The sequence below is a fragment of the Ruegeria sp. CDSC079 genome, from assembly GCF_059610505.1.
This window is the reverse complement of the sequence record NZ_JBXWNT010000007.1, coordinates 53,009-71,257: the sequence shown is the minus strand read 5'-3', so window position 1 is coordinate 71,257 and position 18,249 is coordinate 53,009. Positions and strand designations below refer to the sequence as shown.

28 protein-coding genes are annotated in these 18,249 nt (G+C 58.2%); 12 read left to right on the top strand and 16 right to left on the bottom strand.

Annotated features, from left to right (window positions below; all coding sequences use genetic code 11):
- Positions 1–83: 83 nt before the first annotated feature.
- The 11 genes from trmD to AC2FIC_RS14550 form a co-directional block, all read right to left on the bottom strand.
- Entirely contained in the window at positions 84–893 is an 810-nt protein-coding gene (trmD, locus tag AC2FIC_RS14600) for a tRNA (guanosine(37)-N1)-methyltransferase TrmD (RefSeq protein ID WP_496692171.1), read from the bottom strand.
- Positions 890–1,705 carry a hypothetical protein gene (locus AC2FIC_RS14595; RefSeq protein ID WP_496692172.1) on the bottom strand — a complete coding sequence of 272 codons (816 nt, stop codon included), beginning with the start codon at positions 1,703–1,705 and terminating at the stop codon, positions 890–892. Before AC2FIC_RS14595 ends, trmD begins: the two co-directional genes overlap by 4 nt.
- Entirely contained in the window at positions 1,705–2,208 is a 504-nt protein-coding gene (rimM, locus tag AC2FIC_RS14590; RefSeq protein ID WP_271951457.1) for a ribosome maturation factor RimM, read from the bottom strand. Before rimM ends, AC2FIC_RS14595 begins: the two co-directional genes overlap by 1 nt.
- The gene (locus AC2FIC_RS14585; protein ID WP_496692173.1) at positions 2,201–2,350 is read right to left on the bottom strand and encodes a hypothetical protein; all 150 of its coding nucleotides are present in this window, start codon (positions 2,348–2,350) and stop codon (positions 2,201–2,203) included. Before AC2FIC_RS14585 ends, rimM begins: the two co-directional genes overlap by 8 nt.
- Positions 2,351–2,354: 4 nt before the next feature.
- Entirely contained in the window at positions 2,355–2,990 is a 636-nt protein-coding gene (bluB, locus tag AC2FIC_RS14580) for a 5,6-dimethylbenzimidazole synthase (protein ID WP_496692174.1), read from the bottom strand.
- Between the two features lie 12 nt (positions 2,991–3,002).
- Positions 3,003–3,392 carry a 30S ribosomal protein S16 gene (gene rpsP / locus AC2FIC_RS14575; RefSeq protein WP_142639148.1) on the bottom strand — a complete coding sequence of 130 codons (390 nt, stop codon included), beginning with the start codon at positions 3,390–3,392 and terminating at the stop codon, positions 3,003–3,005.
- 42 nt (positions 3,393–3,434) lie between these two features.
- Positions 3,435–3,731, bottom strand: a complete 297-nt coding sequence (locus AC2FIC_RS14570) for a chorismate mutase (RefSeq protein ID WP_142639150.1) — start codon at positions 3,729–3,731, stop codon at positions 3,435–3,437.
- Positions 3,728–4,279 (bottom strand): GNAT family N-acetyltransferase, encoded by a 552-nt coding sequence (locus AC2FIC_RS14565; protein WP_496692175.1) that lies wholly within the window; start codon positions 4,277–4,279, stop codon positions 3,728–3,730. Before AC2FIC_RS14565 ends, AC2FIC_RS14570 begins: the two co-directional genes overlap by 4 nt.
- The gene (locus AC2FIC_RS14560; protein ID WP_496692176.1) at positions 4,276–4,830 is read right to left on the bottom strand and encodes a GNAT family N-acetyltransferase; all 555 of its coding nucleotides are present in this window, start codon (positions 4,828–4,830) and stop codon (positions 4,276–4,278) included. The genes AC2FIC_RS14565 and AC2FIC_RS14560 overlap by 4 nt, the downstream gene beginning before the upstream one ends.
- Positions 4,831–6,327, bottom strand: coding sequence for a signal recognition particle protein (gene ffh, locus AC2FIC_RS14555; RefSeq protein ID WP_496692177.1), 1,497 nt, complete (start codon positions 6,325–6,327; stop codon positions 4,831–4,833).
- A gap of 161 nt (positions 6,328–6,488) precedes the next feature.
- Positions 6,489–7,007 carry a hypothetical protein gene (locus AC2FIC_RS14550; RefSeq protein ID WP_281973524.1) on the bottom strand — a complete coding sequence of 173 codons (519 nt, stop codon included), beginning with the start codon at positions 7,005–7,007 and terminating at the stop codon, positions 6,489–6,491.
- A gap of 88 nt (positions 7,008–7,095) precedes the next feature.
- Here AC2FIC_RS14550 and AC2FIC_RS14545 point away from each other — a divergent pair, with 88 nt between their 5' ends.
- Entirely contained in the window at positions 7,096–7,626 is a 531-nt protein-coding gene (locus AC2FIC_RS14545; RefSeq protein ID WP_496692178.1) for a prolyl-tRNA synthetase associated domain-containing protein, read from the top strand.
- On the opposite strand, the gene AC2FIC_RS14540 is transcribed toward AC2FIC_RS14545, so the two are convergent.
- Both AC2FIC_RS14540 and AC2FIC_RS14535 read right to left on the bottom strand, forming a co-directional pair.
- Positions 7,627–8,367, bottom strand: a complete 741-nt coding sequence (locus AC2FIC_RS14540) for an aspartate/glutamate racemase family protein (RefSeq protein WP_271951500.1) — start codon at positions 8,365–8,367, stop codon at positions 7,627–7,629.
- A 66-nt stretch (positions 8,368–8,433) separates the two neighbouring features.
- The gene (locus AC2FIC_RS14535) at positions 8,434–9,015 is read right to left on the bottom strand and encodes an FMN-dependent NADH-azoreductase (RefSeq protein ID WP_271951444.1); all 582 of its coding nucleotides are present in this window, start codon (positions 9,013–9,015) and stop codon (positions 8,434–8,436) included.
- Between the two features lie 117 nt (positions 9,016–9,132).
- On the opposite strand from AC2FIC_RS14535, the gene AC2FIC_RS14530 reads away from it, so the two are divergent.
- The 4 genes from AC2FIC_RS14530 (at position 9,133) to AC2FIC_RS14515 (ending at position 11,768) form a co-directional block, all read left to right on the top strand.
- Positions 9,133–10,011: a LysR family transcriptional regulator gene (locus tag AC2FIC_RS14530; RefSeq protein ID WP_142639300.1), complete on the top strand. Its 879-nt coding sequence runs from the start codon at positions 9,133–9,135 to the stop codon at positions 10,009–10,011.
- Positions 10,008–10,922, top strand: coding sequence for a DMT family transporter (locus AC2FIC_RS14525; protein WP_496692179.1), 915 nt, complete (start codon positions 10,008–10,010; stop codon positions 10,920–10,922). Before AC2FIC_RS14530 ends, AC2FIC_RS14525 begins: the two co-directional genes overlap by 4 nt.
- Positions 10,923–10,991: 69 nt before the next feature.
- The gene (locus AC2FIC_RS14520; RefSeq protein ID WP_142639168.1) at positions 10,992–11,255 is read left to right on the top strand and encodes a hypothetical protein; all 264 of its coding nucleotides are present in this window, start codon (positions 10,992–10,994) and stop codon (positions 11,253–11,255) included.
- 9 nt (positions 11,256–11,264) lie between these two features.
- On the top strand, positions 11,265–11,768 hold the full coding sequence (locus AC2FIC_RS14515; protein ID WP_281995864.1) for a universal stress protein: 504 nt from the start codon (positions 11,265–11,267) through the stop codon (positions 11,766–11,768).
- Between the two features lie 5 nt (positions 11,769–11,773).
- On the opposite strand, the gene AC2FIC_RS14510 is transcribed toward AC2FIC_RS14515, so the two are convergent.
- Entirely contained in the window at positions 11,774–12,106 is a 333-nt protein-coding gene (locus AC2FIC_RS14510; RefSeq protein WP_142639170.1) for an ArsR/SmtB family transcription factor, read from the bottom strand.
- Between the two features lie 83 nt (positions 12,107–12,189).
- Between AC2FIC_RS14510 and AC2FIC_RS14505 the strand changes: the two genes are divergently transcribed.
- From AC2FIC_RS14505 to AC2FIC_RS14475, 7 genes are all read left to right on the top strand, one after another.
- Positions 12,190–13,101, top strand: coding sequence for a DMT family transporter (locus AC2FIC_RS14505; protein WP_496692180.1), 912 nt, complete (start codon positions 12,190–12,192; stop codon positions 13,099–13,101).
- Between the two features lie 184 nt (positions 13,102–13,285).
- A complete protein-coding gene (locus tag AC2FIC_RS14500; protein WP_142639174.1) occupies positions 13,286–13,618 on the top strand; it encodes an AtpZ/AtpI family protein in 333 nt (110 codons plus the stop codon).
- A gap of 2 nt (positions 13,619–13,620) precedes the next feature.
- The gene (locus tag AC2FIC_RS14495; RefSeq protein ID WP_142639176.1) at positions 13,621–14,379 is read left to right on the top strand and encodes a F0F1 ATP synthase subunit A; all 759 of its coding nucleotides are present in this window, start codon (positions 13,621–13,623) and stop codon (positions 14,377–14,379) included.
- Positions 14,380–14,427: 48 nt separating this feature from the next.
- Positions 14,428–14,652, top strand: coding sequence for a F0F1 ATP synthase subunit C (locus tag AC2FIC_RS14490; protein WP_005981269.1), 225 nt, complete (start codon positions 14,428–14,430; stop codon positions 14,650–14,652).
- Positions 14,653–14,738: 86 nt separating this feature from the next.
- Positions 14,739–15,290 carry a F0F1 ATP synthase subunit B' gene (locus AC2FIC_RS14485; protein ID WP_271951428.1) on the top strand — a complete coding sequence of 184 codons (552 nt, stop codon included), beginning with the start codon at positions 14,739–14,741 and terminating at the stop codon, positions 15,288–15,290.
- 5 nt (positions 15,291–15,295) lie between these two features.
- Complete coding sequence (locus AC2FIC_RS14480) at positions 15,296–15,856, top strand: F0F1 ATP synthase subunit B (protein WP_496690334.1); 561 nt, start codon at positions 15,296–15,298, stop codon at positions 15,854–15,856.
- Positions 15,857–16,033: 177 nt separating this feature from the next.
- Entirely contained in the window at positions 16,034–16,894 is an 861-nt protein-coding gene (locus AC2FIC_RS14475) for a glycosyltransferase family 2 protein (RefSeq protein WP_496692181.1), read from the top strand.
- On the opposite strand, the gene AC2FIC_RS14470 is transcribed toward AC2FIC_RS14475, so the two are convergent.
- Both AC2FIC_RS14470 and AC2FIC_RS14465 read right to left on the bottom strand, forming a co-directional pair.
- Positions 16,891–17,385 carry a metal-dependent hydrolase gene (locus AC2FIC_RS14470; protein WP_496692182.1) on the bottom strand — a complete coding sequence of 165 codons (495 nt, stop codon included), beginning with the start codon at positions 17,383–17,385 and terminating at the stop codon, positions 16,891–16,893. The two genes, AC2FIC_RS14475 and AC2FIC_RS14470, sit on opposite strands and share 4 nt — an antisense overlap.
- On the bottom strand, positions 17,385–18,155 hold the full coding sequence (locus tag AC2FIC_RS14465) for an FCD domain-containing protein (RefSeq protein ID WP_142639185.1): 771 nt from the start codon (positions 18,153–18,155) through the stop codon (positions 17,385–17,387). Before AC2FIC_RS14465 ends, AC2FIC_RS14470 begins: the two co-directional genes overlap by 1 nt.
- Between the last annotated feature and the right edge of the window lie 94 nt (positions 18,156–18,249).

Here is an 18,249-nt window from a genome sequence, read left to right as displayed (position 1 = left end):
AAGCCTGCATTCGCGCTTTTCCCCCCCGAATAATTCTGCAACCGGGACCGCTCAGCTGCGGGGCTCATGTCACACGGGGGATGTCATTCAGACGTCTCTTCCCGTTCACCCAGATAGGCCTCCCACAGATCGGGTCGCCGTTCGCGGGTGATCTGTTCGGACATATCGTGACGCCATTCGGCGATGCGACCATGATGGCCTGACATCAAAATCTCGGGGATTGGGCGGCCTTTCCATTCGGCCGGGCGGGTGTACTGGGGGTGCTCCAGCAGGCCCGACGAAAAACTCTCTTCTTCGGCCGAGGCCTGATTGCCCAGGACGCCGGGGATCAGACGCACCGTGGCGTCGATCAGCGCTTGCGCGGCAATCTCGCCTCCGGTCATCACGAAATCCCCCAGCGAGACCTCTTGGACGCCGTAATGCTCCAGCACCCGTTCATCAACACCTTCAAACCGCCCACATAGCAGGGTCATGCCATCACAGCGCGCGAGGTTCTGCATCATGCACTGGTCCATGCGGCGACCGCGCGGGCTAAGGTAGATCAGAGGCCAGTTTCCTTGCGCCTCGGTCATCGTGTGCTCGATTGCTTCGCCCAATACATCTGAGCGCAACACCATCCCCGCTCCGCCACCGGCCGGGGTGTCGTCCACATTGCGATGCTTGCCGACACCGAACTGACGCAGGTCAACGGTTTCCAGCTGCCACAACCCTTCTTGCAGGGCTTTTCCAGTCAGGCTTTCGCCAAGAACTCCGGGAAAGGCCGACGGAAACAAGGTGATGATCTTGGCCTTCCACACCCCATGCAAATCGGGCGTGGGCGTAAGCAGCTCGCGCGGTTTCAACGTAGGACGGATCGCCTTGCGACCATGAGATTTCGGGGACGTATCAGTCATGATGTACCAATCAGGTCTGTCTGCGCGCGTTCAATCACGGCAGTCTTTTGCGCCACCAGAGCCGCCTCGTCCAGGCGCGAACGGTTCAGGTCCAGCAACTCGGACAGGACGTCTTCGGGGAGCCGGGTATTGACTTGTGTCGGAGGCACCAGAAGGTTGGCCTTGTCACGCGGCAGGTCCATAAATTCGGCAAAGGGGTCGCCAGGTCCAAGCCGTCGCAGTTGCAAATCTTCCAGCCATTCAGTCGTAACAGAGACGGAAGGCAGCTTTTCCTTGATGCGGCTGACGGTGTCTTGCAGCGGGGGCAGGTGGTCCAGGTTGTCGCGAAAGGTTTCAAAGTCAAAAACCTGTCGCATCCGTTCCAGATCATGTGCCCACAGGCTGCGCAACCAGCCTCCGCGCTGGCGCAGAGACAGGTATATCGTGATCTCAACCTCTTGCCCTGAAAATCGCTGGCGAATTGAATCCACCAGACAGGCAGCCAGATCAGGGGCCGCAGCATAGCCTTGGTCGATATTGCGGCTGGGCCTGAGGCCGGCGAAGTTTTCTTCGCTCAGGATCAGTCCCCGCTTGTCGCCGAAATCCAGGCTGTCCAGAAATTCGCGCAGCTGACTGCCAAACTCTGAGAGGGTTCCCACCGTTCCATAGACGGAATGGTTGGTGGCCGCGCGGGACAGGCCGGAATTGCGGGTGCGATACGGTAGGACCAGCGCAAAATGCGGCCAAATCAGCTCGCGATTTTCATAGAGGAAGGATTGCGCTGCTGTTGTGCCAGTTTTGTGCAGGCCCAGATGCAGCAGGACCCGACGCATCAGATCAGCCCTTCGGGCGGGTCGGCGACGATGCGGCCCTGTTCCAGATCAACTGTAGGAACCGACTCGAGTGTGAACGGTAGCAAAACAGTGGAATTCAGGCCCGGCCCGTGCAATTCCAACAGGTCCGCCGCACCGTGGTTCTGGACAGATTTAACCTGACCCAGCAACGCGCCCCCTGTGTCATAGACCGCAAGCCCGATTAGATCTGTGTGGTAGAACTCGTCATCAGGTAGCGAAGGCAACTGATCGCGCCGCGCAAACAGGCGCAGCCCCTTCAGGTCATCTGCCTGTTCCTTGGTTTCAACTCCGCCCAATCTGGCGGCAAAGCCATTCTTGATCGGACGAGTCAGGACCAGCGGATAGCGTTCCGCGCCCTGTTCATCCGTCAGCGGCGAATAGGCTTCGATATCCTCAGGGATCGCGCAATAGCTTTTCAGGCGCACTTCGCCGCGCACCCCGTATGAGCCCGCAACACTTCCTACGCAGATCAGGTCATTCATTTGGTCCATCCACCGTCACACATAGCCCGTCTTGCCATAACCCGCGTGCCTCACACGCTTCGCGCTGGTTCGAGCGTTCGAAAAACACGCCCACAATAAAGGCGATCATCATCAGGATAGGAAGCCGTAATAGTCCGAACATACGTCTATCGTACCTCCACAAGCAGGTTGTCGTCGCGGAATTCCCAGCCAGATTGATGCAACTCGGGGGTTTCCGAGTGCTCTTCGGGCCATCCGACACAGAAGTAACCGATCAACCGCCAGCTATCCGACACATTCAGATCACGCGCCATTTGTTCGGGATCCAGAATAGACACCCATCCTAAGCCCATCCCTTCGGCCCGCAACGCAAGCCAGAACAGCGTGACAGCCGAGACCACGGAATAGCGCCGCATCTCGGGCATCGAACCTGCACCCAAACCGCGCCCCTTGTCGGTGGAATCGTCGCAGAACACGGCCAGCTGCACCGGTGCTTCCTGCATTCCCGTCAATTTCAGCTGACTGTAGAGCCGCGCATTGTCGCCCGAGTATCCCTTTAGGGCCTGGGCATTCGCCGCCTGAAAGTTCTTAAGCGCAGCCTCGCGCGCGGCGGTACTTTCGACTCGGACCACACGCCAAGGCTCGCTGAGCCCCACAGAAGGCGCCAGTCGAAACGCGTCGAGGCAGCGCGTCAGCACTGCCTCGTTCACAGCTTCGTCGCGAAACCGGCGCACGTCGCGCCGGAGCCGCAACAACAGATCGAACTGCGCGCGAAAATCGTCGGTAAAGGTCTGATCCCGCACGCGCCGCCCTGCTTACTCTTCTGCTGCTGCTTCTTCAGCAGGCGCAGCAGCAGCTTCGGCAGCTTCAGCGGCCTTTGCAGCTTTTTCTTCCGCGCGCTCCTGAGCTTTCTTGCCCGGGGTACCCTTGTTGGGGTTGCTACGCTCAGCTTTTTCCTTGGCGCCGGCTGCTTCCAGCATGCGGGCGATCCGGTCGGTGGGCTGGGCGCCCTGGTCCAGCCAGTACTGGATGCGCTCCATGTCCATTTTAACGCGCTCTTCGTTGTCTTTCGGCAGCAGCGGGTTGTAGGTGCCCAGCTTTTCGATGAAACGGCCGTCGCGCGGCATGCGGCTGTCGGCAGCCACGATGCGGTAGAAGGGACGCTTTTTCGAGCCGCCGCGGGCGAGACGAATTTTCATTGCCATGGTGGTATCTCCTTTAGATGGCGTGTGCCGGGAACGGCCCGGTCAATTCTGGTGTTTCTTATGGTGTCGGATGACTTCCTGAATGATGAAATTCAGAAAAGCCTTGGCGAAATCGGGGTCAAGATCGGCCTCTTTCGCCAGGTCTTCTAACCGTGCGATCTGCGCAGCTTCGCGCGTGGGATCGGACGGGGGAAGGTCGTGTGCCGCTTTCAGTTTGCCAACGGCTTGTGTGTGCTTGAACCGCTCGCCCAGTGTGTAAACCAGAATCGCGTCCAAGCGATCGATGCTTTCGCGGTGGTCCTTGAGCAACGCGGCAGCCTGAGTCACGGGATTGGTCATTGGCCGGTCCTTTCGGTGGTCAAAGCAGGTTCGGATAAATCGAGCGTGGGATGGCGCCAGACCTGGCAGGGCTTGCCCATCACTTCGCCTTCACGCTCGAAGCTAGCCCCCATACGCCCGGCCAAGGCACGAGAGCGCGTGTTTTCATGCGCGATATAGCTGATGACGCCATTCAAACCCTGTTGGCGTGCAGCATAGTCGCGAGCTGCAAGGGCTGCCTCGAAAGCCAGACCTTTGCCTTCCGCCCCTTCCATCAGGGTCCAACCGAGTTCGGGTTCGTCCCAGCCAGGTACATCAATGATGCCAACCCCGCCAACAAAGCGACCGCTGGATTTCTCGGTCAGATGCCAAAGGCCGTAGCCTTTCAGCGCCCAGTGACCTAGACGTGTTGCCAGAGAGCTCCAGCTGCCCACCTGGTCCCGCGGACCGCCAACCATATGGCTGCGCTCGGATGCATAGAAGGCAGTCAACTCAGGCAGGTCATCCGCATGCGGGGCCCGCAGGAAAAGGCGTTCAGTTTCGATGATCGGGATGGAGAACGTCGTCATGCGTATGCCTCCACTCCACCGTTCTCAAGGTCTGATGGAGCCGGGTGCCGCCAAACCTGCATCTCGCCATAGGCCGGGTGTTTATAGATGCTGTCAAACCGCGCACCCAATCTTTCGGCCACGGCTCTGCTCGCCAGATTGTCGGGGTCGATCAGAGAAATAGCAGTATCCCAGCCCAGTACGTCATAGGCATATGTCCGTGCGGCGAGCGCCGCCTCGGTCGCGTATCCTTTGCCTATTGCGCTGCTCATCAGTGTCCAGCCGATTTCCGGCTCAGGCCAGCTATGCGGAAACCACAGCCCTACATGGCCGATGTATTTGCCGGCGCCTTTTTCCTCTACCGCCCAATACCCATAGCCGCGAAGGGTCCAGTGACCCAGCAGTAGGGCAAGTGTCCGCCATGTCTCATCCGCACGCTTGGGACCGCCGACGAATTTCGATGCGTCACTGGCAAAGAATGCTTCCAGCGCGCTGAAATCGTCCTCGCACGGGGCGCGCAGGATCAGGCGTTCGGTTTCAAGCCGGGGGATATGAGGTGCAGCGGCGGTCATTTACTTCTTTTTGCCAAATCCGCTGAGGCCCGGAGGCAGGGCCATGCCTCCGCCCATTCCAGGCATCTTGCCACCCATCGCTTTGGCCGCCTGCTCTAGCGCCTTGGGGTCCATGCCTGTCGCCATGTCTTCTGGCGAGGGGCCGCCTTTGCCAAACATGCCCTTCATGGCCTGTTTCAGCATCTTGCCTTTGCCCATCTTGCCCATCTTCTTCATCATGTCCGACATCTGCCGGTGCATCTTGAGCAGCTTGTTGAGGTCGCTGACCTCCATACCGGAACCCGCCGCGATACGTTTCTTGCGGCTGGCTTGCAGCAGTTGCGGGTTGGCGCGTTCACGCTTGGTCATGGATTGGATCAAGGCGATCTGGCGCTTGAGCACCTTATCATCCATGCCCGATTCTTCGACCTGTTTAGCCATCTTGCCCATGCCGGGCATCATGCCCATCATGCCTTGCATGCCGCCCATCTGGATCATCTGTTCCAGCTGCATCTTCAGGTCGTTCATGTTGAACTGACCTTTGACCATGCGCTTCATCATGCGCTCGGTCTGTTCGATCTCCATTGTTTCCTGGGCCTTTTCGACCAGGGCAACGATGTCGCCCATTCCCAGAATACGTCCTGCAATCCGGTCCGGCTCGAACGTCTCAAGCGCGTCCATCTTTTCGCCCAAGCCCACAAAGCGGATCGGTTTGCCGGTGACCGCGCGCATCGACAGCGCCGCACCGCCGCGCCCATCGCCATCCATACGGGTCAGAACCACGCCCGAGATACCGACCTTGGCTTCGAATTCCTCGGCGACCTCAACGGCGACCTGACCGGTCAGACCGTCGACGACCAGCAGGGTTTCGCGCGGGTCGACCGCGTTGCGAACCTGCTCGACCTCGTTCATCAGCACTTCGTCGATGTGCAGACGGCCCGCGGTATCGAGCATATAGACGTCATAGCCACCCAGCGTCGCTTGCTGCTTGGCGCGTTTGGCGATGTCGACGGGCTTCTGGCCGGGAACAATCGGCAGCGTATCGACGCCGACCTGTGTGCCCAGAACGGCCAGCTGATCCATCGCCGCCGGGCGATAAACATCCAGCGAGGCCATCAGGACCTTCTTGCCCTCTTTCTCTTTCAACCGTTTGGCAAGCTTACCGGTTGTCGTAGTCTTACCCGAACCTTGCAGACCGACCATCAAGATCGGGGCAGGCGGGTTGTCGATTTTCAACGCACCGGGATCATCCTCACCGCGCAGCACGTCAACGAGCGTGTCATGCACGATCTTGACGACCTGCTGGCCGGGGGTGATCGACTTGGTCACCGCTTGTCCGGTGGCCTGATCCTGTACCTTCTTGACGAACTCCCGCGCGACCGGCAGCGAGACGTCAGCCTCAAGCAAGGCAACCCGTACTTCGCGCAGGGCGGTCTTGACGTCCTCTTCAGACAGCGCACCCTGTTTGGTCAGCCGGTCAAAGACGCCAGAGAGGCGTTCGGATAGATTTTCAAACATGCCTGCGGCCTCCTTAGCCGGTTATCTGGTGGCGCTTCTCAGATAAGAAACACCGGTTAAATACACAATTGCCCCCACGGGCGAAACTCGCTGGTGGGGGGCGATCCCTGAACGACTCAAGGGACCGGAAGATCTGAGGCTTCCGGATGTTGGGCAGGGATTTAAGCTGAACGGCTAGCGGTGTCAACCTTGCGCGCAGGAAGCCAGTTATTGACCGCATCAACCAGCCGATGCGCACCACGACCGTTCGAGAACGCTTCGACGATGGGATGACGTCCCGCGCTCATCCCCTTGTCCAATATTAGCACAGGGCGATAGAGGGTGGATGACCCCTTGTCGCTTCTAGATATCGTGCTTTCAATCTCCGCATGGGATAGGTTTGAAAGCACATGCTCGACAGTCTCATAGCCAAAGACCGACTGCCTGCGGATCATGATGCGATCTTGGCTTCGGTCCAGGATGACCTGAACACGGCGCACAAATGCGCAGAATGCGCCGACGCCCATTCCGCCGCCGAACAGTGCAAAGAAGATGCCGAACAAGATGCCCTCACCGCCTTCGCTGGCCAAGAACAGGCCTGCGCCGACAAATGCCAGAATGAAGAAGACCAGCATGATGCCGATAAACCAAGGGGTATCGGAAAGGATCAACTGGTTAGAGGAATTGCGCGTCACTTTCATGGCGGCACGCTAGCACCCGTTTTGCGGTTTGTCTCGGCTTGAAATCGTGCCCGTGTTGGGCGATGAGCGAGGCAGACAGGAGGTTCCCATGGACGCATCATCCGCTTTTCAAGACACATTGCCGCTCAGTTCCGATGGGCTGTTGGCGCAGCTGGATGCGTGGGGCCTGACCTATAGGCTGCATACCCACATCCCGCTGCGCACGGTTGAGGATGCGAAAGGCGTCGAAGATCAGTTTCTTGTGCCGGGTGAGCGTACCCTGCGCCTCAAGAACCTCTATCTGCGCGATAAGAAAAAGCGGAACTATCTGGTGACGCTGGAACAGAGCCGCGACATCGACCTCAAGGCGCTGGGCGCCGAGCTGGGTGTCGGCAGCCTGTCCTTTGGCTCGGCGGATCGGCTGTTGCAAAACCTCGGCATCCGCCCTGGGGCTGTCAGCCCGCTGGCGATGATCAACGGGGTGCAGAATGAAGTACGCTTTTACATGGATGCTGCCGCACAACAGGCCGATGTGATCAACATGCATCCCTTGGTCAACGACCGCACAGTTGCCATCTCGCGCGCTGATTTGATGGCCTTCTTCGATCGGATTACATGCGCGGTGAACTGGCTGCCCTGATCAGGGCACTAACGCTTCGTCCAGGGCCGCGGCCACATGTGCAGCGGACGGGTTGATGAACAGATGCCCGTCAGCCTCGAACACAGGGTCGTCCAGATGATCGGGAAAGGCCAGCGGCAGTTCCGTGCAGGCCAGAAGGATTGCGGTTCCGGGTTCGGCATGCCGGTTACAAAAGGCCAGCAGGCGCGCACGGGCGCTTTCTGACGCGCCGCCGTAGAAATCACCGTCGATCATCGCTTGCATCTTTGCAATTTCGCTTTCGGGCAGGCGGGCGTTTGCGCTGATGCCAATCTCGCCCAGCTTGTTGGCATAGTGCGTCGCCTGCATCGTTACCGTGGTGCCCAGAACCAGCGCGCGCGTGGCGTCTGTCGAGGCCGTAACCTCGGCGGTTGCATCGAAGATGCTGAGAATGGGCATCGTAACGCCCTGTCGGATTGCATGCAGCCGCGCGTGGGGTGTGTTCGAGGCGATAATCCCAAAGTCACAGCCAGCGGCTTCAAGAGTTAACAAAGCTTCCCGAAATACAGCATCAAATCCGGCCCAACTGGCCTCATCGCCAGCGACGCCACGCAGGGCACGGGTTTTAGCCTGGGTCACGGACTCGATGGTCATGGGTGGGATGGGCAGAGGGGATCCATGTCCGCGCTGGGCGAAAAACTGCCCCGCGCCTTCGGCAATCGCCCGGTAATAATCAACGGTCGAGGCCCAGCCCACGCCGCCCAGAATGCCGATCTTTTTCATTGCGTGCGTCCAGTCTGCCCATTTGGTATCCAGGACAGACTGGACGCATTCTGAGGTGAAGGTCAATCAGGCTGCCAGTTGCGAAACCGCATTTCGTGCATTGCTGAGAGAACCTTCGGCATCCAGCGCCAACTGGTCGGCGGCGACGATTTCCACGTCATGAATACCGATAAAGCCAAGTACATGCTTGGCATAGGTGGTGGCAAAATCGACATCAGACCCGACAGCTGTGCCACCCGACGCCACGGCTAAAACCGCGCGCTTTCCATCCAACAGGCCTTTTGGACCGCTTTCGGAATACGAAAAGGTCACTCCGACGCGGGCAATCAGGTCGATCCAGGCTTTGAACGCCGCGGGCACCGAGAAATTGTAGATCGGCAGGCCTATGACAAGCGTATCGGCCTGCTGCAGTTCGGTTACCAGCTCGTCAGACAGGGATAACTGGTCCTGTTGCATGGCACTGCGCTGATCGGCAGGGGTGAAATTTGCGCTGACCCAGGCTTCGGTCAGCAGCGGCAGGGGAGTGGCAAGGTCACGGCGAATTATGCGGTCAGCGCCCAGGTGATTGACGATGCGTGCCGACAGGTCACGAGTGGTCGAGCCTTCGCGGCGGGCCGATGCGTCGATATGCAGGATAGTTTTGGTCATGGTTCAATTTCCTTTGGTGTACAGGATGTGTCTTGGCCCGATATGAGCGTTGCGCGAGCGAACAAAACTCTGGTAAGTCAACAGGGTCTGTTAGAATTTGCACAATGGAAAACCGCAGTGGACAACTGGGACGAGGTAAGAACCGCCTATCAGGTGGCGCGTATGGGAACGGTCAGTGGCGCGGCGGAGGTCCTGGGTGTGCATCATGCCACCGTCATTCGCCACATTGATGCAATTGAGGCCCGGCTGGCGGTCAAGCTGTTCCAGCGCCATGCGCGCGGCTATACCCCGACCGAAGCCGGAGAGGACCTGTTGCGTGTGGCACAGGCGACTGAGGATCAGTTCAATCAACTGATCGGCCGGATGAAGGGTCGGGGTGATGACGTGTCGGGCGAGTTGGTCGTGACGTCGCTGTCCTCTCTGGCGTCTCTGGTGGTGCCGGTTCTTGCCGAGTTTCAGCGACGGCACCCTGAACTGATCGTCCGGTATCTGACCGGTGATCGGCTGTTTCGTCTGGAATATGGCGAGGCGCACGTGGCGATCCGTGCCGGGTCAGCGCCTGATCAGCCCGACAACGTGGTTCAGTCCTTTATGAAGCAAGAGGTCGGGTTATACGCCAGCACCGATTATGTCGCGCTGCACGGCAAGCCTGGCAGCCTCGATGACTTTGCAGATCATTCTTTCATCAGTACCGATGACGAAAACAGCCGAGCGCCGTTTTCCCGCTGGTTGCGCCAGACCGTGCCAGCCGAGCGCATCACCTTCCGTTGTACCAACAACTTCTGTATCCGCGAGGCGGTCCTGTCCGGCGCGGGTATCGGTTTCATGCCACGTTGGTCAGCTGCAGGAGATCCGAACCTGGTCGAAGTGATCGACCCGATGCCGGAGTGGTTTGGTGATCTGTGGCTTGTTACCCATGTGGATCTGCATCGCACGACCAAGGTGCAGGCCTTTCTGACCTATCTGAAAGAGCAATCCAAGAGCTGGGCAAAATGAGTCAACAGGCGCGTGGCCATCTGGCCATGCTGATTTTTTCGGCCCTGGTTGCAGGGAGTTTCTCGCTGGGGTCACTGATCGCCAATCAGATCGCGCCCGAAGCCATTACCGCGGCCCGGTTCGGCATCGCATCCGTGGTGATTGGGGGTGCCGCCCTTATGACCACCGGTCTGCCGCGCAGCGCGGCACAAGCCCCGTGGCGCTATTTGGTTCTGGGCGGAGTATTCGCGGCCTATTTCGTGTTGATGTTCTACGGGTTGAAAACTGCACCGCCTGTCAACGCGGCAGCGGTCTTTACGCTGACTCCGGTTATGGCCGCATTCGCCGGTTGGATCTTGTTGCGCCAGATCACCACACCAAGGATGGCGCTTGCACTGACCCTTGGGGCAGTCGGCGCGCTGTGGGTGATCTTTCGCGCCGATTGGCAAGCCGTGCGCGCGTTCGATATCGGGCAGGGGGAAATCATCTATTTCTGGGGCTGTGTCGCGCATGCTTTGTATACCCCCCTTGTACGCAAGCTGAACCGTGGAGAGCCTGCAGTGGTGTTTACTTTTGGTACGCTTCTGGCGGGATGCCTAATGCTGACGATCTACGGGTGGTCCGAGATCCGTGCCACCGACTGGGCGAACCTGCCAGCGATAGTCTGGGTGGGTTTGATTTATGTTTCGGTCTTTGCAACCGCGGCCAGTTTCGTGCTGGTTCAGTATTCAACGCTGCGCCTGCCATCGGCAAAGGTGATGGCTTATACTTATCTGGTTCCCAGTTGGGTCATTCTGTGGGAAATCTCTCTGGGGCAGCAGGCGGTTGGCCCTGTCGTCTATTTCGGTGCCGGTCTGACGATCCTGGCCCTGGTTTTGCTGCTGAAATCCGAGGAGGGCAAACCCGCGCGTCCTTTGCCGCAATCCGATTGAACTTGTGAAACGACCAAATTGTGTCAGGCTTGGCCCTAGACCAGAATATGAAACGTCCAAGGGGACGACATGAAACCAGTTCTTTCCATAATGATATTGGTGGCTTGCGGCGCCTGTGCCGGGTCATCTGAAACGGATTTACAAGCCAGTTGCGAGGCGCTGGTCGCAGCCGAAACTGGAACGCGGCCCGGGGATGTTCGGGCATTGTCCACCGATACCGAACCGGGCGGGTCGGTCACGACGGTTTCCGTTACCGGGGCCCAGGCCCCGTGGCTGTGTCGGGCGGACCCTTCGGGGGTCGTGACCGGTGTTGAATACAGTCAGGAAGGCTAGCCCGTTTCAATGTTTGACCAAGCGGGCGACGGTGTTGAGGCAGATCAAGGCCTGGCACCCTCTGGTTTCTCTATGCTTCAGGCCAAGGAGGAACGTCCCATGTACAGTCATATCATGATCCCGGTTGATCTTCATCTGCCACCCGAGGTGCGCAAGGCCGCCAAAGTTGCAGCAGCTATAGCCGAATGGCAGGGGGCCAAGATTACTTTGGTCAGTGTCACCGGCACCCAACCGGGTGACCCTGTTCAGTCAGATGCTGCGATTGACAAGAACCTACGTGATTTTGCCAAACAGTTGGCTGAAAGCAGCGGGACCGAAGTGGCGTATCGCAATATCCATTCGGTTGATGTCGCCGCCGAAGTTGACGGTGACCTGACACGAACTGCCGAAGAAATCGAAGCTGACCTTATCGTCGTCGGCACCCATGCGCCGCGTATTACCGACTATATATTCTCGAGCCATGCGGGGTATCTGGCGAAACATGCCAGTGTCTCTGTTTTTGTAGTCAGGTAGGCGGATCATTCCTCGGCTGCGGGCAGTTCAACCTCAAGAAATCGTTCGAACGCGTCCAGATTGACCGGCTCGAACTGCCCGAACCCTTGCATCCAGACGGATGCGGATCGCAGCGCGTCAGGCTCCAGCTTGCACCACTTCACCCGTCCACGCTTTTCCTGGCTGATCAAACCGGCTCTGGTCAGGATCACCAGGTGTTTTGAAATCGCGGCAAGCGACATCTCGAACGGTTCGGCGACATCCGTCACCGCCATGTCATCCTCCAGCAGCATCGCAAGGATGGCGCGGCGTGTGGGGTCGGCAAGGGCCGCAAAAACGGTATCGAGATCGTTGGACATACTCCTTTCCTAAAGCGCAAGAACCGGTTTGACAATTTTCGGTATGAGGTCACTGTGCCCCGGCATGTGTATCGGGGGTTGGGATGTCACTAAAATACTGGCTGGTGATTTGTATTCTTGGCATCGGTTGGGGCATGTCCTTCATGTTTAATGCCATTTTGCTGCGGGAACTTGGGCCGCTTTCGGTGTCGATGGGACGGGTTGCATTTGGGGCGCTCGGGTGCTGGGTCTATGTGATCGGGGCGCGATTGCCAGTCAATCTGACACTGGCACGTGCGTTTGGGTTGTTGGGATTTGGTGCGCTCAGCTATGCCGCGCCCTTTGCGTTCTATGCGCTTGGGCAACAGCATATCGCTTCGGGTGTGGCAGGGATCGTCAATGCAACGACACCGGCCTTTGCCGTCATTGTTTCGCATTTCTGGCCCGGAAGTGAACGTGCCACCCTGTTAAAGTCTCTGGGCGTGGTTTGCGGCTTCACCGGTATCGTTGTGCTGTCCCTGCCTGTACTGGGCGGTGGCGCGTCGTCCGAATTTTGGGCGATCCTTCTGACACTTTGCGCACCGATCTGCTATGCGTTCTCAGTCAACATCGCGCGGGCCTTCCGGGATATGCAACCTGTGGTTCTGACCGCCCTTGCATTGACGGGTGCTACGCTGGCCATCACGCCCTTGGCGCTTTGGCAAGAAGGACTACCCCATATAACCCGGGCCGAGACTTGGGCCTCGCTGGCGATGATCGGGTTTGTGCTGACATCCGCCGCCTTTATCGCGTTCTACTGGTTGCTGCCCAAGGTTGGCCCGACCAATATCTCGACAGTGACATTGATTGCGCCTGTTTCGGCGCTGGTGCTTGGAACATGGGTGCTGGGGGAAACCCTGCGGCCCGAGCATCTACTGGGAATGGCAGCGATCTTCGCCGGTCTGCTGCTGATCGACGGGCGCGTGATCAGACGTATCTGGCAGGGGGTGTCGGGCAAAGATCAACCAAAAGGTTGAATATGCGGATTCCGTGCCTTTGTACCCGCTTCCTGTGGTTCGGGCTGATCACGCCTATGGTGATTCAGAAAAATTACCTTTAAAAACAATAGAGTAAAGTGCGGCAATTCGGGCTGCCAACGCCGTTGACTCTGCGCTCTCCGCCCCTTAGCACCGTGCCCAAGACTGTACGAGGGAAACGCCCGTGACTGATGATGACCAAAAGCAGCGTATGGCGCAGCTTGAGGCTAAGATCACGGCGGCGAAAAAGGCCAAGTCAAAGCCTGAGGCCCGTGCGGACGCCGATTATTCGGGAGGCGAGCTTGCCTGGCGGATGGTCATCGAAATGGTATCCGGTCTGGGGATCGGATTTGGCATCGGATACGGGCTGGACAGCCTGTTCGGGACAATCCCGATCTTCCTGGTGCTGTTCACATTGCTGGGTCTGGTCGCCGGGGTAAAGGTTATGCTCCGCAGCGCACAACAGGCGCAAGAGAAACAGATGGCCGACAAGGCCGACGAAGACGAGAGGGACTGAACGTGGCAACCGAGACCACCGCAGCAGAAGGCAGCAGCCTGGTTTTCCATCCGATGGATCAGTTCATCGTCAAACCGCTTTTTGGCGACGGTGCGATTGCTTGGTACACGCCCACTAACGTCACTCTGTGGCTGTTTTTTGCAATTCTCGCCGTGATCGGCCTGCTGGTGCTCAGCACGTCCAAGCGCGCCATTGTCCCGACGCGCATGCAGTCGGTGGCCGAACTGGCCTATGGCTTTATCTACAAGATGCTTGAAGACATCTGCGGCAAGGATGGCGTCAAATACTTCCCTTATGTCATGACCCTGTTCATGTTCATCGTGACCGCGAACTTCCTGGGTCTGATCCCGACCTCGTTCACAACCACATCGCATTTCGCCGTGACCATCCCACTGGCGCTGGCCGTGTTCCTGACTGTGACCATTCTGGGTTTTGTCAAGAACGGCGCCGGGTTCCTGGGCCTGTTCTGGGTCTCCAGCGCGCCGCTGGCGCTGCGCCCGATCCTGGCGATCATCGAGCTGATCTCGTATTTCGTGCGCCCGGTCAGCCACTCTATTCGTCTTGCCGGTAACGTCATGGCAGGCCACGCGGTTATCAAGGTTTTCGCAGGCTTCGCCGCGATTGCCGTGATCTCGCCTGTGTCCGTTCTGGCGATCACCGCAATGTACGGTCTTGAGGTCCTAGTGGCCTTTATCCAGGCCTACGTATTCACCATTCTGACCTGTGTATATCTGAAGGATGCACTGCATCCGTCGCACTAAGGTCCGATACCCAAACATCGAAACTTCCAATTCGTAAGGAGAAACATCATGGAAGGCGATCTCGCACACATCGGCGCAGGCCTGGCAGCAATCGGTTCCGGCGCAGCCGCAATCGGGGTGGGCAACGTAGCAGGCAACTTCCTGGCTGGCGCTCTGCGCAACCCTTCGGCGGCTGCTTCGCAGACCGCAACCCTGTTCATCGGTATCGCATTTGCAGAAGCCCTGGGGATCTTTGCATTCCTAGTTTCGCTGCTGCTGATGTTCGCCGTCTAATCTGCGGAACCTGATCCTTACGCGCAGGTGGGCCCAAGCCATAGCGGCCCGCCTGTTGTAAAGACAACGTTCCGACGGAGGACATCATGGCGACAGAACCCGTATACGAAGAGGTGGCTGGCACCTGCGTTGACTCTCATGGGTCGGCGATTGGTATGCCTCAGCTTTGCTTCGATTGGTTCCCCAACCAGATTTTCTGGCTGGTCATCACGCTGGTCGTCATCTTTCTGGTCCTGTCCCGCGTGGCTCTGCCCCGCATCGCGGCAATCCTGGCGGAACGTCAGGGGACCATTACAAATGACCTGGCTGCGGCCGAAGATCTAAAGGCCAAAGCGGTCGAGGCTGAAGAGGCCTATAACAAGGCGCTGGCCGATGCCCGTTCTGAGGCACAGCGTATCGCTGCCGAAGCACGCGCCGAAATCCAGTCTGGTCTGGATGACGCGATTGCCAAGGCAGATGCTGAAATCGCTGCAAAAGCGGCTGAATCGGAAAAGGCTATTGCCGACATCCGTGCAGGTGCGCTGGAAAGCATTCAAATCGTTGCCAAGGATACGGCAGTAGAACTGGTTACCGCTCTGGGTGGCGAGGCTGATGCCAAAACCATCAACGGTGCGGTTGACGCGCAGACAAAAGGATAAGTGACATGCGGAACACTCTTGCCCTTATCCTGACATTTGTTGCCGCCAGCCCCGCGCTGGCCGCAAGTGGCCCGTTTTTCTCGCTTGGCAACACCGACTTTGTGGTTCTGCTGGGCTTCATCGTTTTCATCGCAGTCCTGTTCTACTTCAAGGTCCCGGGCATGATCGGTGGAGCGCTGGATAAGCGTGCCGAAGGCATCAAGTCCGAACTGGACGAAGCTCGCGCCCTGCATGAAGAAGCGCGCAGCCTGCTTGCCTCGTACGAGCGCAAGCAACGCGAGGTTCAGGGTCAGGCGGATGCCATCGTGGCCGCCGCAAAGGAAGATGCGGTTCTGGCAGCTGAGCAAGCCAAGGTCGATCTGGAGAAATCCATCGCGCGCCGTCTGGCGACCGCGCAGGATCAGATCGCTTCGGCTGAAGCGTCGGCTGTCAAGGAAGTCCGCGATCAGGCCATCACCGTTGCTATTTCTGCAGCCAATGCTGTGCTGGCCAAGCAGATGACCGCCGCGCAGGCCAACAAGCTGATCGACGCATCCATTGTGGATGTGAACGAAAAGCTTCACTAAGACAATTCCGGCCCGGCAGCACATCTGCCGGGTTCGGACATTGGGCTGCGAATATCGCACCCCGCTTCCCGATTTGACCGGGGACCGATTGTCTGCGTTACATATTCGGAAACACTCCAACCAATTTTGCGCCCGTGCGACGGCATTTGCCGAAACCGGACTGGATAAGAGCCCTTTATGACCGAATTGCCGACGATCAGTGTCGTTATTCCCAACCTGAACTGCGTCGATTTCATCGAACGGACAATCCTCTCTGTGCTTGAGCAGGAATATCCCAAGCTGGACCTGATCCTGTCGGACGGCGGTAGCACCGATGGTTCGATGGAGGTGGTCGAAAAGTACCGCGATGCGTTTTCACATATCATCTCGGGCCCGGATACCGGGCAGGCCAACGCTGTAAACAAAGGCTTTGCAGTGGCCACGGGCGACGTAATGGGTTGGATCAATTCGGACGATGTTCTTATTCCCGGCGGCCTTGCCACGGTAGGATCGCTGTTTGCGTTGAACAAAAACATGAATTGGATGACCGGGCGGGTCACGTGCATTGACGAAGAAGACAATGTCCTGACTGTACGGCGCCCAAAGCCCGTTTCACGGGTAAGACTGCTTGCCGGGGACTATCAGTGGGTTCAGCAGGAATCGACCTATTGGCGGCGTGACCTTTGGGATCAGGTCGGGGGCCAACTAAACGAGAACCTCAAGCTTGCCGTCGACGGAGAGCTATGGCTGCGGTTTTCGCGACATACCGATTTGGTGCCCGTGCATGCTCAGGTCGGGGCTTTCCGGTTCCGCAAGGGCCAGCGGTCCGAAGCGGCTGAGGCTTACCATTCGGAAATGCTTCAGGCGATTGAAGTCGAGCGTCAGGCGCAGAGCCGGTCGGATGACCTGATCGGGGCGATATTGGACACGCCGTTGGAATTGCGCTCTCGGACCGAAGCTGAAGGGTTGTTTCCGTCGCTGTACAGTCAGGACCCGAAGGCAATGAAACGGCCAAATTTGTGGGTTCACAGTCTTAAGCGGCGGCTGAACGGAATTTAACCCTCAAGGCCCTGCTGTTTCTTGCGCCTGCTGGTCCACCACACATAGGCCGCCAAAAGCACGATTGCGATTTCGATCTTGAAGGTCCAGTGGTTCAGAAAAGATAAGATCCAATGAGAATGCGTGGCCTGAACAACCACCAGCGGGTGGGTGACGTCGGATAGTGGCCAGGCCCACGCCACTTCGCCAACAATCGAATCCAGGGCCATATGCACCAGCCCCCCGGCGCCGAAGGCTGCAGTAATACGTCCAGCGTGCGCGAATCTTAGTCGCAGCAGCAGACCGATCATCAGGATACCAAACCAGAGCGCCGGGCGATGCGTGAGGTATTCGTGATGGTGGTGGCTGCGACCGTCTACGAAATAGAACCACAGCAGATCAATATCCGGGGCGATGGAACCAATCATCGCAGCGGCAAACGCAGCTTTATCCAATCCGGGCGTCGCAGTGCGAAAGACCAGATACGCACCAGGTAGGTGCCCAATGAACATCAGTGCTGCCCTGTCTCATGGTCCAGGCGCTGCTGCGCAATGGCTTCGTTCCGCAGGGCTTTCTGGTGGTCTTCCATGCAGATGCGAACAAAGCCCAGATGCTCCTGGACTGCAACGCGCGCCGCCTCAGGGTCGCGAGCCTGCAGCGCTGAATTGATTTCCCGGTGCTGATCCAGAATGGCGTCTCGCGTCGTACGCTGCCGGAACATCATCTGCCGATTGTAGAAGACACCCTGTCGTAGCAGGTCAAACATCGACCGCATCATATGCAGCATGACCACGTTGTGACTGGCCTCAATGATGGCCATGTGGAACTGCGCATCCAGATGGGCCTCTTCCTCGGCCGCATTGCGGGCATGGGCGGCCTCCATCTTGTCAAAGATCGCCTGTACGACCTTCAGGTCGCTTTCCGACCCCAGTCTTGCCGCGCGTTCTGCTGCAAGCCCTTCCATGTCCCGGCGGAAGGACAGATAGTCGAAAACCGCCTCGTCATGGCTGCTGAACAACCGGATCAGAGCCGGTGAAAAAGCCGAACCTAAGACTTCGGCAACATAGATTCCTGACCCCGCCTTGGCTGTCAGCAAACCCTGATGCTGAAGATCAGAAATCGCTTCGCGCAGTGAGGGGCGTGAAACGCCCAGACGGTCGGCCAGTTCCCGTTCTGCAGGCAAACGTTCTCCCGGGCGCAGAATCCCGCGCAGAATCAGCAACTCGATTTGTTTGACCACCGCAATGGACAGCTTTTCAGTTTGGATCTTTTGGAAGGGCATGGCGGCGCGTTTTCGAAATTGGTCAATTCATATGACCACGTATCCGGGCCTGGTTCAAGCAGGGGGGTGGAGTTGAATTTAGGTCAGCAATATT